The 14,739-nt window shown below is 71.4% G+C and carries 16 protein-coding genes; 7 read left to right on the top strand and 9 right to left on the bottom strand.

From position 1 onward, the window contains the following. From VF202_00460 to VF202_00420, 9 genes are all read right to left on the bottom strand, one after another. The coding region (locus tag VF202_00460) for a YdeI/OmpD-associated family protein (GenBank protein HEX7038566.1) at window positions 1–442 on the bottom strand (442 nt) is incomplete at its 3' end. 29 nt (window positions 443–471) lie between these two features. Then, on the bottom strand, window positions 472–999 hold the full coding sequence (locus VF202_00455) for an OsmC family protein (protein ID HEX7038565.1): 528 nt from the start codon (window positions 997–999) through the stop codon (window positions 472–474). 74 nt (window positions 1,000–1,073) lie between these two features. Then, a complete protein-coding gene (locus VF202_00450) occupies window positions 1,074–1,439 on the bottom strand; it encodes a Rieske 2Fe-2S domain-containing protein (GenBank protein ID HEX7038564.1) in 366 nt (121 codons plus the stop codon). A gap of 67 nt (window positions 1,440–1,506) precedes the next feature. Next, on the bottom strand, window positions 1,507–2,829 hold the full coding sequence (sufD, locus tag VF202_00445; protein HEX7038563.1) for a Fe-S cluster assembly protein SufD: 1,323 nt from the start codon (window positions 2,827–2,829) through the stop codon (window positions 1,507–1,509). Window position 2,830: 1 nt separating this feature from the next. Continuing rightward, on the bottom strand, window positions 2,831–4,264 hold the full coding sequence (gene sufB / locus VF202_00440) for a Fe-S cluster assembly protein SufB (GenBank protein HEX7038562.1): 1,434 nt from the start codon (window positions 4,262–4,264) through the stop codon (window positions 2,831–2,833). A gap of 46 nt (window positions 4,265–4,310) precedes the next feature. Beyond that, entirely contained in the window at window positions 4,311–5,084 is a 774-nt protein-coding gene (gene sufC / locus VF202_00435) for a Fe-S cluster assembly ATPase SufC (GenBank protein HEX7038561.1), read from the bottom strand. Between the two features lie 147 nt (window positions 5,085–5,231). Continuing rightward, complete coding sequence (locus VF202_00430; protein HEX7038560.1) at window positions 5,232–6,221, bottom strand: serine/threonine-protein kinase; 990 nt, start codon at window positions 6,219–6,221, stop codon at window positions 5,232–5,234. Window positions 6,222–6,387: 166 nt separating this feature from the next. Further along, a complete protein-coding gene (locus tag VF202_00425; GenBank protein ID HEX7038559.1) occupies window positions 6,388–7,068 on the bottom strand; it encodes a metal-dependent hydrolase in 681 nt (226 codons plus the stop codon). 1 nt (window position 7,069) lies between these two features. Next, entirely contained in the window at window positions 7,070–7,423 is a 354-nt protein-coding gene (locus VF202_00420; protein ID HEX7038558.1) for a hypothetical protein, read from the bottom strand. A gap of 242 nt (window positions 7,424–7,665) precedes the next feature. Here VF202_00420 and uvrA point away from each other — a divergent pair, with 242 nt between their 5' ends. The 7 genes from uvrA (at window position 7,666) to VF202_00385 (ending at window position 14,671) form a co-directional block, all read left to right on the top strand. Then, the gene (gene uvrA / locus VF202_00415; protein HEX7038557.1) at window positions 7,666–10,557 is read left to right on the top strand and encodes an excinuclease ABC subunit UvrA; all 2,892 of its coding nucleotides are present in this window, start codon (window positions 7,666–7,668) and stop codon (window positions 10,555–10,557) included. Between the two features lie 45 nt (window positions 10,558–10,602). Then, window positions 10,603–11,091: a hypothetical protein gene (locus VF202_00410; protein HEX7038556.1), complete on the top strand. Its 489-nt coding sequence runs from the start codon at window positions 10,603–10,605 to the stop codon at window positions 11,089–11,091. 4 nt (window positions 11,092–11,095) lie between these two features. Next, a complete protein-coding gene (locus tag VF202_00405; GenBank protein HEX7038555.1) occupies window positions 11,096–12,031 on the top strand; it encodes a YhjD/YihY/BrkB family envelope integrity protein in 936 nt (311 codons plus the stop codon). Between the two features lie 20 nt (window positions 12,032–12,051). Next, window positions 12,052–12,654: a lysophospholipid acyltransferase family protein gene (locus VF202_00400; GenBank protein ID HEX7038554.1), complete on the top strand. Its 603-nt coding sequence runs from the start codon at window positions 12,052–12,054 to the stop codon at window positions 12,652–12,654. An 81-nt stretch (window positions 12,655–12,735) separates the two neighbouring features. Beyond that, entirely contained in the window at window positions 12,736–13,029 is a 294-nt protein-coding gene (locus VF202_00395) for an HU family DNA-binding protein (GenBank protein HEX7038553.1), read from the top strand. Between the two features lie 113 nt (window positions 13,030–13,142). Next, the gene (gene sdaAB, locus VF202_00390; protein HEX7038552.1) at window positions 13,143–13,832 is read left to right on the top strand and encodes an L-serine ammonia-lyase, iron-sulfur-dependent subunit beta; all 690 of its coding nucleotides are present in this window, start codon (window positions 13,143–13,145) and stop codon (window positions 13,830–13,832) included. Next, window positions 13,829–14,671: an L-serine ammonia-lyase, iron-sulfur-dependent, subunit alpha gene (locus tag VF202_00385; protein HEX7038551.1), complete on the top strand. Its 843-nt coding sequence runs from the start codon at window positions 13,829–13,831 to the stop codon at window positions 14,669–14,671. The genes sdaAB and VF202_00385 overlap by 4 nt, the downstream gene beginning before the upstream one ends. Window positions 14,672–14,739: the final 68 nt, after the last annotated feature.

The raw sequence follows: 14,739 nt of genomic DNA, 5'->3' as shown, positions 1-14,739 counted from the left end.
TGATCATCTCCACGGCCTTCGCCACGCGCCGCTCCCGCGTCTCGGGTCGCTTGGCCTCCTCGATCCAGTCGACGTAGGCCTTGCGGTGGCTGTTGGCCAGCCTGGCGAAGGCAGCGGCCGCGCCGGGCGACCTCTCGAGCGCCTCCCGCAGGTCGGGCGGGGCCTCCACGGTGCGCGGCTCGGGGTCGGGCTCGAGCTCGACCGCGACGACGTCGCCCGGCACCACGCCGGCCGCGTCGCGCAGCTCGCGCGGGACGACGAGGTAGCGCGAGCCGCCGGCACCCACCATCAGCGTCGAGCGGACCGGCCGGCCGGCCACGGTGCCGCGCACGGGCAGGCGCGCCGGCTTGCCGAGGCGCGCGCTCACGTCGCCCGGCAGGTCGACGTAGGTCCACGTGCCGGTGCCCTCGGGGCGCACGAGTCGAGCCTCGAACCTCTCCATGGGCATCTCCACCGCCGGCGCCGGCGACCCTAGCGGCCCGCCTCGCCGCCGCCCACGCGCTCGTAGCTCACGGTCAGCGGCACACCGCCGCTAAGGGTCTGGTAGACGACGCAGTAGCGCTCGGTGAGCTCGACGAGCTTGGCGAGCTTCTCGTCAGGTGCGGGAGAGTCGATCGCGAAGCTCAGGCCGATGTCGACGAAGCCCACGGGTGCCTGCTTGTCTACGGCGAGGGTGCCGCGGAAGTCGAGGCGTCCCTCGGCGGTCACCTTGCCGGACACGACCTCCACGTCCATGGCCGTCGCCACGGACCTGAGCGTCACGCCGGCGCAGGCCACCAGCGCCTCCAGCAGCATGTCGCCCGAGCAGGCGAGGAAGCCGTCGCCGCCGGTGGCGGGGTGGAGGCCGGCCTCGACCAGCGCGCGCCCGGTCTGCACGCTGCAGGCGATGCCCTCGGACAGGCTGCCCTCAGCCCGGAGCGTCACCAGGGCGGCCTCCGGGTCCTCCCTGTACCGCTGCTTCAGCGGGGCCTGCAGCTCCCTCAGGGCCGAAGAGTCCATCTTCACGGCGCTGCGACTCTAGCACGGCCCCGTCCGGACAGCCGGGGGCAGGGGGCCCGACCGAGCGGTCGGCGTCACCTCTCCTGCAGGCTCACGTACACCCGCCCCTCGCGCTCGAACGCCTGGAAGAGCCGGATCTTCTTGACCGCCGGCAGGGTGGGCCTGCCGCTGTGCAAGTCGAAGGTCGCGCCGTGGTGGACGCACCTGATCTTGCCGGGGATCAGCTCGCCGTCGTGCAGCGGGTAGCGCTGGTGCGTGCACTGGTCGGGCAGGGCGAAGAACTCGCCCTCGTGGCGGATCAGCACCAGCTCCTGGCCGCCGGCGACGACCCGCGTGATGCTCTCGTCGGCGAACGACGCGGCGGGACCGAGGTCGAACAGGCCCTCGCCCGCCTCGCGCGCCGCGACCGCCGGTCCCGGAGCCTGGCCGGTGTCGGTCACGACCGCCTCGCCCACGTGGCCGGCCGGCCCCCCGCGACGTCCCGGCCGGCGTGCGACCTAGCGCGGCTCACAGCTTCTCTCTGACTCCCGGCACGCCCAGCTTGGCCTGGACGACGCGCTCGACGTACTCGGCGACCTTGGGCAGCGTGACGCGGCTCATGACCTCGTGGAGGAAGCCGGTGACGAGCACGTGCTCGGCCACCTCCGGCCGCAGGCCGCGGCTCATCAGGTAGAAGCGCTGGTCGTCCGGCACCGGCCCCGTCGTCGAGCCGTGGGAGCACTTCACGTCGTTCGCGGCGATCTCGAGCTGCGGTATCGAGACGGCCTCGGAGTCGCGGTCGAGGAGCAGGTTGCGGTTCGTCTGGTAGGCGTCGGTCTTCTGCGCGCCGGGGTCGACGACGATGATGCCAGAGTAGACGGCGGTGCTGGCGTCGCGCACGGCGCCCTTGAACAGCACGTCGGAGAACGCGCGCGGCGCCGAGTGGTGCTGCACCGTGTACTGGTTGAAGTGCTGGCCCTCGTCGGCGAAGTAGAGGCCGAGCATCTCGCTCTCGGCGCCGGGGCCGCCCAGCTCGGACTCGATCTCGACGCGCGCGGCGTCGCCGCCGAGGCTCACCGTGAGCGACTCGAGGCGGGCGTCACGGCCCACGAACGCGCGCTGCTTGTGCACGTGCGCGACCTCGCGGCTCCAGTTCTGCAGGCTCACGTACCGGAGCTTCGCGCCGTCCTTGAGGACGATCTCGGTGGCGTGGTCGTGGAACAGCCGTCCCGGCAGCGGGTCCGACGTGAACTCGTCGATGAAGGTGGCCTTGGCGTTCACGTCCACGACGATCAGCGTGCGCCCGGCGCCGAGGCCGCCCCTGTCGGCCGTCGTGAACGTGCCGAGCGGCAGCTCGACCTCGACGTCCTTCGGCACGTAGACGAACGTGCCGCCCGTCCACAGCGCCGAGTTCAGCGCCGTGAACTTCGTCATGGGCGCGTTGACGGCCGTGTAGAGGTGCTGCCTGACGAGGTCCTCGTGCTCGCGCAGCGCGGTGGCGAGGTCGGTGAAGACGACGCCGGCCTCGCGCAGCCGCGCCTCGCGTCGCACCGGCAGCCCGTTCTTCACGACCAGCACGCCCTCGGCGTCGGAGTCGCGGATGCGCCTCTCGATGCGCTCCGACACGTCCTCGGTCCGCGGGCCCGGCACCAGGTCGAGCCCCGTGACCGCGAAGCGCTCCAGCTGGGTGTAGCGCCACAGCTCGTCGCGCGGCCCCGGCCAGGGCGTGGCCTCGAACGTCTTCAGTGCCGCCCGGCGCTCGCCGGCGAGCCAGTCGGGCTCGCCGCGCGACGCGACCAGCGCGTCCACCGCCGGCGCGGCGACGGCCGGGTTGTCGGTCAGCTCGGCCACCTCAGCCGACGCTCCCTTCCATCTCGAGCTCGATGAGGCGGTTCAGCTCCACGGCGTACTCGAGCGGCAGCTCCTTCGCCACGGGGTCGAGGAAGCCGCGGACGATGAGCGCCATCGCCTCGTCCTCCTTCAGCCCGCGGGTCTGGAGGTAGAAGATCTGCTCCTCGTCGAGCTTCGAGACGGTCGCCTCGTGGCCGACGTGCGCCGACTTCTCGTTGATCTCGATGTAGGGGTAGGTGTCGGTGCGCGCCTGCTCGTCGAGGAGCAGCGCGTCGCACTCGACGTTCGAGCGCGCGTACTCGGCTCCCTCGTGGATCTGCACGAGGCCGCGGTAGCTGGCCCTGCCCGTGCCCTTCGAGATCGACTTGCTGACGACCGACGACGTCGTGTGGGGCGCGGCGTGGATCATCTTCGAGCCGGCGTCCTGGTGCTGGCCGTCGGTCGCGAACGCGATCGAGAGGACCTCGCCGTGCGCGCCGTCCTCGATCAGGTAGCAGCTCGGGTACTTCATCGTCGTCTTCGAGCCGAGGTTGCCGTCGAGCCAGCCCATCGAGGCGTCCTTGTGGACGAGCGCGCGCTGGGTGACGAGGTTGTAGACGTTGTGCGACCAGTTCTGGATCGTCGAGTAGCGGACCTGCGAGCCCTCCTGGCAGACGATCTCGATCACGCCGGAGTGGAACGAGTGCGAGGTGTAGGCCGGCGCCGTGCAGCCCTCGATGTAGTGGAACTTGGAGCCGGGCGCGCCGATGATCAGCGTCCTCTCGAACTGGCCGATGTTCTGAGCGTTGAGGAGGAAGTAGGCCTGCAGGGGCACGGCCACCTCGACGCCCTCGGGCACGTAGACGAACGAGCCGCCCGACCACACGGCCGAGTTCACGGCCGCGAAGTAGTTGTCCTCCGGCGGGATGACGGTCGCGAAGTACTCCTTGAACAGCTCGGGGTACTCCTTCAGGCCGGTGTCGGTGTCGAGGAAGATGACGCCGAGCCGCTCCCACTCCTCCTTGAGCTTGTGGTAGACCATCTCGGACTCGTACTGGGCGCCGACGCCGGCCAGCGCGCGCTGCTCGGCCTCCGGCACGCCGAGGCGCTGGTAGGTCTTCCTGACCTCCTCGGGGATCTCGTCCCAGGAGTCCACGGTCCCCTGCTTCTCGTTGGGGCGCACGTAGAAGTAGATGTCGTCGAAGTTCAGGCCGCTGAGGTCGGGGCCCCACTTGGGGCGGCCCTTCTTCTCGGCGATCTCGAGGGCGCGCAGCCGGAACTTCAGCATCCACTCCGGCTCGCCCTTCATGTAGCTGATCTTCTCGACGACCTCCTTGGTGAGGCCCTTGCCGGACTTGTAGTAGTAGTCCTCCGGCAGGCGGAAGTCGTACTGCTTCGTGTGCTGCATCCCCTCGAGCTTGGCCGCGTCGGGGTGCACAGAGTTCAGCTCAGACATGCTGCCCTCCAGGGCTGGCGCGCGCTGGGCGCGGTGGTGGCTGGTGTCACTGGGCTGCCGCCGGCTGGTACGTCTCGCGCACCCAGTCGTAGCCCTTCTGGTCGAGCTCGATCGCGAGCTCCTTCGGGCCAGTGGTGATGACGCGGCCGGCGACCATCACGTGCACCCTGTCCGGCACGATGTAGTTCAGCAGCCGCTGGTAGTGGGTGATGAGCAGGCAGCCGAAGCCGGGCCCGCGGGCGGCGTTCACGCCCTGCGCCACGACCTTCAGCGCGTCGACGTCGAGGCCGGAGTCGGTCTCGTCGAGGATCGCGTACCGGGGCTCGAGCACCAGGAGCTGCAGGATCTCGGAGCGCTTCTTCTCGCCGCCCGAGAAGCCCTCGTGCAGGTTGCGCTCGAGGATCGACTCGTCCCAGTTCAGGGTCTTCACGGCCTTCTGGAGCTTGCCGTAGAACTCCATGACGCCGATCTCGTCGCCCTCCTCGCGCCGCGCGTTCAGCGCCAGGCGCAGGAAGTTCGCGATCGAGACCCCCGGCACCTCCACCGGGTACTGGAAGGCGAGGTAGAGGCCGGCGCGGGCCCGCTCGTCGGGCTCGAGCTCGAGGATCGACTGGCCCTCGAGGAGGATGTCGCCGCCCGTCACCTCGTACTGCGGGTCGCCGGCGACGATCTTCGCGAGCGTCGACTTGCCCGAGCCGTTCGGGCCCATCAGCGCGTGCACCTCGCCGCGCGGGACGACGAGGTCCACGCCCCTCAGGATCTCCTCGCCGCCCACGATGCGGGCACGGAGGTCACGGATCTCCAGCGTCTTGTCGTTCACAGCAGCACCTCGCCAGGGGTCTTCACAGGTCCACGGCCACTGCCGGCCGTAACTAGGACTCGTTCCGATTTGAGTATAGCCCGCCTGGAATCCTGAGTGGTTCGCTCGGGAAGCCGGGCGTCGCCGGCAGCCTAGCGCGCCCGACCGTCAGCCGCGGTTCCGGCGCAGCCAGCCGAGGAAACCGCCGCGGCGCGGCGCGCGCTCCTCGCGCTCGCGCCCACGATCCTCCTGCCGCTCGCCCTCGCCGACGCCGGGGTCGCGCCGCTGCCTGCTGGCGCGCCCCGTCACGGGCTGCTGGGCCGTCTCGCGGGTCTCGACCTCGAGGCCCACGACGCCCGCCCACGCCTGCACGAACTCGCGGGCGGAGGCGTAGCGCTTCTCGGGGTCGCGGGACATGGCCTTGGCGACGATGCGCTTGATGCGCGGGTCGAGGTCGGGGCGGTAGGACATGAGGTCCTTGGGCACGCCCGTGTGGTGCGCGACCATGAGCGCCTCGTAGCTGTCGGCGATGAACGGCCGCGTGCCGGCCACGACCTCGTACGCCAGCACGCCGAGGGAGTAGATGTCGGAGCGCACGCCGGCCGCCTTGCCCTCGAAGACCTCGGGCGCCATGTAGAAGGCGGTGCCGACGCGCTCGTCGCTCTCCTCGCCCATGAAGATGCCGGTGCCGAAGTCGCCGAGCTTCGCGCGGCCCTCGCCCGTGAGGAACACGTTCGCCGGCTTGACGTCGCGGTGCAGCACGGAGCGCTCGTGCGTGTGGGCCAGGCCCTGCGCGACGTCGAGCACGAGCCTGTAGGCCTGCTCCAGCGGCAGCTTGCCCTTCTCGAGCAGCAACAGGTCGAGCGTGCCGCCCGCGCAGTACTCGAGCGCGAGGAAGGCGCCCTCGCCCGTCGGGTAGCCGTCGTAGGCCGCGACGATCATCGGGTGCGCCAGCTTGACGGTGATCGAGACCTCGTTCTCGAACATCCGCCTCAGCACGGGCTCGTGGCGGAGCTCGGCGCGCGGCAGCTTGAGGGCCACGTCGCCGAACACGCGGTGCTTGGCCAGGTAGACGTGGGAGGTCTGGCCAGAGCCGAGCTTGTGCACGGTGGTGTAGCCGGCCGGCACGGACGCCGGAGCCTCAGAACCTGATCGCAATGGCCCTCCCGACGACCGCCCGCGCCGCCCCATCCCAGCGGCGCCGACGGCGCACCCTCTTCGGACGCTGCGGCTAGTGTATTACGGCCTCGCGGACCTCACCGACCGGTGGTGGTCGCGGGCCAGGGACGCGGCGGCGCGTCGCCACCGGCCGACGCCCCGGCCCTCAGGGCACGACCTCGGTGCTCTCGCCCGGCTCCAGCACCAGGCAGGTCGCGCTCGTGCCGGTCCTCACGGCCTCGGCGAACGAGCTGGCGTCCTGCAGCAGCACCGGGAACGTCTTGTAGTGGATGGGCACGACGACCTTGGGGGCGATCGCCTTCACGGCGTCGATGGCGTCCTCCGGGCCCATCGTGAAGTTGTCGCCGATGGGCAGCAGGGCGAGGTCGATGCCCAGGGCGCCGATCCGCGTCATGTCGGAGAAGTAGGCGGTGTCACCGGCGTGGTAGACCTTCACGCCGTCGGCCTCGATGACCACGCCCATGGGCATGCCGGCGTAGGTGCCGTCCGGCAGCGAGTTCGAGTGCAGCGCGGGCGTGTAGCGGACCGTGCCCTGCGGGAAGGCGTGCTTGCCGCCCACGTTCATGCCGTGCGCCTTCAGGCCGCGCTTCCTGGCGTAGGTGGCCAGCTCGGCGCTGCCGACCACGGTGGCGCCCGTGCGCTTCGCGATGGCCTCGGTGTCGCCCCAGTGGTCGCCGTGGGCGTGGGTGAGGACCACGAGTTCAGTCGTGACCTCCTCGGGGCGGGCGCCCGCGCGCGGGTTGCCCGAGAGGAAGGGGTCGATGAGGACGTCGCCCCCGGAGGTCTCTATGTGGACGGCTGCGTGGCCCAGGTAGGTGACCCGCACCTCAGCGCAGCGCGACCAGCGCGAGGTAGTAGAGGACCGCGCCGGTCACGGGAATGGCCGCCACGCCGGCGGCCTCCTTGTAGCGCCGCAGGCCCCAGTAGAGGACGGCGGCGAGCAGGAAGCAGCCGATCATGACGAAGGCGTAGGCGTTGTGGAGGTGCAGCCACAGGCCCTCGAGGCCGAGCTCGTTGATGATCCCGCCGTTGCGGGTGTGCAGCTGCACGCGCCCGATCGTCCAGAAGAAGAACACCGCGCCGCCGCCGAGAACGCCGAAGATCAGGCCGAAGAGGCCGAGCGTGCGCTCGTTGTCGACAGTTCCGGCGGTGGGCTCGCGGTCGATGCTGGCTGTGTACATAGGGCCCTCCGCTCCTCGTCGAGTCGCGCCGGCCGGCCGGCCGGCGCCCCAGGCCCGGCCTGGGAGTACCGAACAATGTACCAGCGTCCTGCGCCGCTCTGTTAGACTGTCACGTTGCCTCGGTAGCGCCCGGCTGTACCGGCGCGACGGTGGCGCATGGGCGCCGCTGGCCCGGCCGCGGCCGCCGCGGTCCTTCTTCCGAACTGCTCGACCCCGGTCCCCAGGGGCCGCTAGGAGGAGCGTTGCAAGACCTCACCGTTCGCGGGGCACGCGAGCACAACCTCAAGGACGTCACGATCACGCTCCCCCGCAACAAGTTCATCGTGTTCACCGGCGTCTCCGGCTCTGGCAAGTCGACCCTCGCCTTCGACACCATCTACGCCGAGGGGCAGAGGCGCTACGTCGAGAGCCTGTCGGCCTACGCCCGCCAGTTCCTCGGCATCATGGACAAGCCCGACGTCGACGCGATCGAGGGCCTGTCCCCCGCGATCTCGATCGACCAGAAGACGACGAGCCACAACCCGCGGTCGACCGTGGGCACCGTCACCGAGATCCACGACTACCTGCGCCTGCTCTTCGCCCGCGTGGGTGTGCCGCACTGCCCGGTGTGCGGACGCGAGATCACGCGCCAGTCCGCCTCCGAGATCGTCGAGCGGCTCGTCAAGCGCTTCGCCGGCGAGCGCGCCTACGTGCTGGCGCCGGTCGTGCGCGGACGCAAGGGCGAGTACAGGAAGCTCTTCGCCGAGCTGAAGAAGGAGGGCTACACCCGCGTGCGCGTCGACGGCGAGGTGCAGACCCTCGACCAGGCCATGGAGGCCGACCTCGAGCGCTTCGAGAAGCACGACATCGAGGTCGTCATCGACCGCGTGAAGGTGTCGGAGGAGGACAGGTCGCGCCTGGCCGAGTCCGTCGAGCTGGCGCTGGGCAAGGGCGAGGGGCTGCTGCGGGTGCTCTTCCCCGACAGCGGCGTCGACGAGCTGTTCAGCGAGAAGTTCGCCTGCCCCGAGCACGGCACGTTCCTCGAGGAGCTGGAGCCGCGCACGTTCTCCTTCAACTCCCCCTACGGGGCCTGCACGAACTGCTCCGGCCTGGGCTTCCTGCAGCAGTTCGACCCCGACCTCGTGGTGCCGGACGACACGCTCTCGATCTCGCGCGGCGCCATCGCCCCCTGGACCGGCAGCCGCTCCGAGGGCGGGAAGGTCTTCTACTGGGACCGCCTGCGGGCCCTGGCGGACCACATGGGCTTCGACCTGCAGACGCCCTGGAAGGACCTGCCTGAGGAGGCGAGGCGGACGGTCCTCTACGGCTCCGACAAGCCCATCGAGGTCGTCTACACGCGCGGCGGGCGCGAGACCATGCGCTTCAAGGCCGACTTCGAGGGCGTGATCCCGAACCTCGAGCGGCGCCTCAAGGAGGCGAACAGCGACTTCGCGCGCGAGCGCCTCGAGGAGTTCATGTCGCTGGTCCCCTGCCCGGCCTGCCAGGGCAGCCGCTACAAGCCCGAGGTGCTGGCCGTGACCGTCGCGGGGCGCAACATCGCCGAGCTGAGCGCCCTGACGGTGCTCGAGGGACGCACGTTCTTCTCGACGCTGCGCCTCGACGGCGCCGCTGGGCAGGTCGCGCAGCCGATCCTGCGCGAGATCACCTCGCGCCTCGGCTTCCTCGAGGACGTCGGGCTCGACTACCTCTCCCTCGACCGCAGCGCCAACACGCTCTCGGGCGGCGAGGCGCAGCGCATCCGCCTGGCCACCCAGGTGGGCAGCGGGCTCACCGGCGTGCTCTACGTCCTCGACGAGCCGTCCATCGGCCTGCACCCGCGCGACAACGAGCGTCTGCTGCGCACGCTGCTGTCGCTGCGCGACCTCGGCAACACCCTCATCGTCGTCGAGCACGACGAGGTGACGATGCGCTCCGCCGACTACATCGTCGACCTGGGGCCCGGAGCCGGCGTGCACGGGGGCCGCGTCGTGGCGCAGGGCTCGCCCGACGAGCTGATGCGCCACGACTCGTCGCTCACCGCGGCCTACCTCCGCGGCGAGAAGAAGATCGCCGTGCCCGAGCGTCGCCGCGAGGGCAACGGCAAGAGGCTCGTGATCGAGGGCGCGCGCGAGCACAACCTCAAGGACATCGACGTGGCCATACCGCTCGGCACCCTCACCTGCGTGACGGGCGCCTCCGGCTCGGGCAAGTCGACGCTCGTGCACTCGATCCTCAGGGCCTCGCTGGCCAAGACCCTGCACCGCGCCAAGGCGACGCCGGGCGCGCACCGCCGCATCACCGGCGTCGAGCACGTCGACAAGGTCATCGAGATCGACCAGAGCCCGATCGGCCGCACGCCGCGCTCGAACCCCGCCACCTACACGGGCATCTTCACCGAGATCCGCGACCTCTTCACCCGCGCCCCCGAGGCGCGCAAGCGCGGCTACAAGGCCGGCCGCTTCTCGTTCAACGTCAAGGGCGGGCGCTGCGAGGCGTGCAAGGGCGACGGCACCGTCAAGGTCGAGATGTACTTCCTCCCCGACATCTACGTCCCCTGCGAGGTGTGCAAGGGCGCCCGCTACAACCGCGAGACCCTCGAGGTGAAGATCCGCGGCAAGTCGATCGCCGACGTGCTGAACATGACCGTCGACGAGGGCCTCGAGTTCTTCGAGAACATCCCGGCCATCGCGCGCAAGCTCAAGCTCATGAAGGACGTCGGCCTCGGCTACATCCGCATCGGCCAGCCGTCCCCGACGCTGTCGGGCGGCGAGGCGCAGCGCGTGAAGCTAGCCTCGGAGCTGGGCCGGCGCAGCACCGGCCAGACGGTCTACATCCTCGACGAGCCCACCACCGGCCTCCACTTCGAGGACACGCGCAAGCTCCTCGACGTCCTGCACCGCCTCGTCGAGGGCGGCAACACGCTCGTCGTGATCGAGCACAACATCGACGTCATCAAGACCGCCGACTGGATCATCGACCTTGGGCCGGACGGCGGCGCGCGCGGCGGCACGATCGTCGCCGAGGGCACGCCGGAGGACGTGGCCGCGAACCCGGCGAGCGCCACCGGCAGGTTCCTGCTCAAGGTGCCCGAGATCAGGGCGCGGGTCGAGGCGGGCCGCGAGAGGAAGAACGGCCGCGCGGCGCGGGTCGCGTAGGTACGATGACGCCATGACCGGGCGCCGGACCGAGGGAGCCGCGGCGTGATCAGGGCAGCGCCCATGCCCCAGCGCCTGTTCATCGGCCTGTTCCTCTTCCTGGCGGCCGTGGTGATCGCCGTGGCGCCGGCGCCGACGGTCTTCCGCAGCGCCGGCGTGGCGCTGTGCGCCTACCTGGCGTTCGCCGGCGCGGGCATGCCGGCGGCCTACCTCACGGCCCTCATCGCCCCGCCGCTGGGCCTGGTGCAGGGCACCGGCGACTGGCTCGTGATGCTCCCGATCGTGCTGGCCGGCAACCTGCTGGCGATGCTCGGCCTCGAGTTCGCGTGGCGCCTGCCGGCCGTGGCGGTCTCGCCGCTGCTGCTCGTGGCGCCCGCGTTCGTGGCCTGGCAGCTCTCCACCCAGGAGCTGTTCGAGGTGAGCCTGCCGTGGTCGGTCCCGGAGCGCACGTGGGTGCTGCTGCACCTCCTCGTCGGCGTGGCGGGCGTGCTGCTGGCGCTGCTGGTGGACCGGCGCAGGGCGACGAGAACCTGAGGCCGTGAGCCGCCCCGGCGCGTGGCGCGAGGGGTGGCTCCGCTCGGCCTGGGACTTCCTGCGGCGCGTCTACGTCCGCTACGAGGAGTCGCGGCTGCAGATGCTGGCCGCCTCCCTCGCCTACTACGCCGCCTTCTCGCTGGGCCCCCTGCTCCTGCTGCTGGCGGGCTGGCTGGCCCTCTTCCTCTCCCGCCGTCCCGAGCTGCTGGCGCAGTACCGCGAGGCCCTCGTGCACCTGCTGGCCGAGGCGCTGCCGATCCAGGTGGACGCCGAGGCGCTGGTGGCCAGCAGCTTCGACATCGTCGTCAGCGACCTCGGGCGCGGCGCCCTCATCGGCTCCGCCGTGTCGATCGTCGTGCTCGTCTGGGCCAGCTCGAACTTCTTCATGTCGCTGCAGCACGCGCTCGAGGTCGTCTTCGAGGTCGACGAGCGGCGCGGCTTCTGGCGCAAGCGGCTGGTCTCCTTCCTGCTGGTCGCCTGCGTGGCGCTCGTGGTGGCCGTGGAGGTGGTCGGCGGCGCGGCGCTCGCGGCGGCGAAGGAGCTCCTGGCGCGCCTCGGCGGCAGCCTCGGCTACGACCCCGGCGGCGGACCGCTCGTGCCCCTCCTCGACGTCGGCCTCCTCCGCTTCGTGACGTCGACGGCCGGGCTCACGCTGGCGTTCCGCTTCCTGCCGCGGCGGGGCAGCACCTGGCTGGGCGCGCTGTCCGGGGGCGTCGTCGCCGCCGTGGGCATCCAGGTCGTCCGCTCCGGGCTGCTCCTGACCTTCAGCCCCGAGCGCTTCAACCTCGTCTACGGCGTGATCACGAGCCTGCTGGCCGTGCTCCTGTGGCTCTACCTCGCGCTGCTGATCCTCCTCGTGGGCGCCGCCGTGGCCGCCGAGGTCACGGCCACGGCGCGGCGGCGTCACGCCGGCGCCAGGCCCGCCGCCGAGCCCGGCTGAGGGCCGGTACGATGTCGTCCGTGACGCTGCTGGAGCGCATCTTCTCCCCCCGCTACTTCCACCGGCTCGCCTACGTGGTCGTGGGTGCCTACGCCCGCCTGTTCCGCGGCCTGCGCGTGAAGGGCGCCGAGCTCGTGCCGCGCGAGGGCCCGCTGGTCGTCGCCTGCAACCACTTCAGCGCCTGGGACCCGCCCATCGTCGGCGTCGCGATCCCCCGGCCCCTCGACTTCATGGCCAAGGTCGAGCTGTTCTCCACCCCCCTGGCCGCGGCCTTCCTGCGCGGTCTCGGCGCGTTCCCCGTCGACCGCAGCCGCAGCGACGTGGGCGCGATCAAGGAGGCGCTCAGGCGCCTGCGCGCCGGCAGGGCGATCGGCGTGTTCATACAGGGGACCCGCAACGCGGGCGACGCCGAGGCGCTCGACGGCGCCGCCTACCTGGCGCTGGCGGCCGGAGCGCCGATCGCGCCGGCGGCCGTCTGGCGCGAGGGGCGGTCGTTCCGCGTCGCCTTCGGGGAGCCGATACAGCCCGTGGGCAAGGGCCGCGAGGCCGCGCGGTCCCTGACGGCCGAGACGGAGCGACGCATCGCCTCCCTGCTGCCCGCGGACCGGCAGAAGCCCGTCTGAGACTGCGATTCTTCACTTGCGGGTATAACGGGCCTCTGCTAGAGTGCGCCTAGCTGATCTACGAAATCGAGGAGGATGCCGATGGCGAAGGCGAAGACCGTCTCGAAGGCCGACCTTGTCAGCAAGGTCGCCGAGTCCAAGGGCCTCAAGAAGAAGGACGTCAAGGACATCATGGACGCCATGCTCGACCAGATCAGCAAGGCCCTCGACTCGGGATCGAAGGTCCAGCTCACTGGTTTCGGCACGTTCGAGGTCCGCCAGCGCAAGTCGCGCACCGGCGTCCGGCCGGGGACGACAGAGAAGATCAAGATCCCGGCCAGCAAGTACCCGGCCTTCAAGCCCGGCAAGGGCCTCAAGGACCGCGTCCGCCGCTGACGCCGGCACGTCGAACAGCCAGCGGCCCGCTCGCGCGAGCGGGCCGCTTCGTGCGTTGCACCGAACGTGCGGCGCGGACGGGCGGCGGACGACCCCGGCGCTAGACTCTTGACGTGGCCCTCCTGGACCAGATAGGCCCCGTGATGGTCGGCCCGTCGAGCTCTCACACCGCCGGCGCCTGCCGCATCGCGCTGCTCGCCCGCCACTGCCTGCTCGCCCGGCCGCGCCGGGCGCGCTTCGTCCTGCACGGCTCGTTCGCGAAGACGGCCCGCGGGCACGGCACCGAGCTGGCCCTGGTGGCGGGCCTCTGCGGCGCCTTCCCCGACGACCCGCGCATACGCGACGCCTTCGACCTGGCGCGCGCGGAGGGCCTTCAGTTCGAGTTCGCGGCCGCCGACCTGGGCGACGTCCACCCGAACACGGTGCTCGTCGAGGCCGAGGCCGACGGCGAGAGCGTCTCGCTGCTCGGCTCCAGCCTCGGCGGCGGCCTCGTGCAGGTCTCGCGGGTCAACGGCCTCGACGCCAGGTTCTCGGGCTCGTACTACACGCTCCTCGTGCTCCACAAGGACCAGCCGGGCGTCATCGCCCGCGTGGCGCGGGTCGTGGCCGACGACGAGGGCAACATCGGCTCGATCTTCTCGGCGCGCGAGCGCCGCGGCGGCCTGGCGCTCATGTCCGTGGAGATCGACAAGCGCCTCGACCAGTACGCGCTCGACTACCTCACCAACCTGCCCTACGTGACCTGGCTGCGCGCCCTGCCCGAGGTCATGCAGGGACCGTTCGCCGCCGAGGCGCCTTCGTGAGGCTGCAGGACATCGCCGAAGCGCCCGGGCCGGCCTCGGAGTTCGTGCTCCGCGAGGAGGTCGGCGACGACGCGGCCGCCGCCGAGCGTCTCAAGGCCGCGATGCTCGCCCGCCTGGGCGAGATGCGCGACGCCATAAGGCGCGGCCTGGCCTCGCGCGAGCCGAGCCGCACGGGCATGGTGGGCTGGAACGCCAACCAGCTCGACCGGGCGCCCGACGTCCTCGGCTCCCCCCTCCTCAAGCGCGTGCAGGCGTACGCGATGGCCGTGAACGAGGAGAACGCGCGCATGGGCCGCATCGTCGCGGCGCCGACCGCCGGCAGCGCCGGCACCGTGCCCGGCGCGCTGATCGGCGTCGCCGACCACCTCGGCCGCGGCGACGAGGAGCTGGTGATGCCCCTGGTCCTCGCCGCGGGCGTAGCCGAGGTCATCGGCAAGCACATGTTCATCGCCGGCTCCACCGGGGGGTGCCAGGCCGAGATCGGCTCGAGCGCGGCGATGGCGGCGGCGGCCGTCACCGAGCTCCTCGGCGGCAGCGCACGCGCCTGCGTCCACGCGGCGGCGATGGCGCTGATGAACACGATCGGGCTGGTCTGCGACCCCGTGGGCGGCTACGTCGAGGTCCCGTGCGTGTCGCGCAACGCCTTCTACGCCGTGCACGCCGTCGCCTCGGCCCAGCTGGCGCTGGCCGGCATCGAGTCCGTGATCCCGCCCGACGAGGTCGTGCTGGCGATGGCCTCCGTCGGCCGGCTGCTGCCCCCCGAGCTGCGCGAGACCGGCGAGGGCGGCATCGCCGACACCCCCACGGGCAGGCGCATCGCGCTGGAGATGGCGCGCTAGACCGACGGGCCCGCGGGCCCGCCCGCCCTTGGGCCGCCGCGGCGCGGCGCTGCCACCGGGACCGCGGC

The organism is Trueperaceae bacterium (assembly GCA_036381035.1).
Lineage (GTDB): Bacteria > Deinococcota > Deinococci > Deinococcales > Trueperaceae > DASRWD01.
The sequence above is the reverse complement of the archived record's forward strand: the minus strand, read 5'-3'. Positions and strand labels throughout refer to the sequence as shown.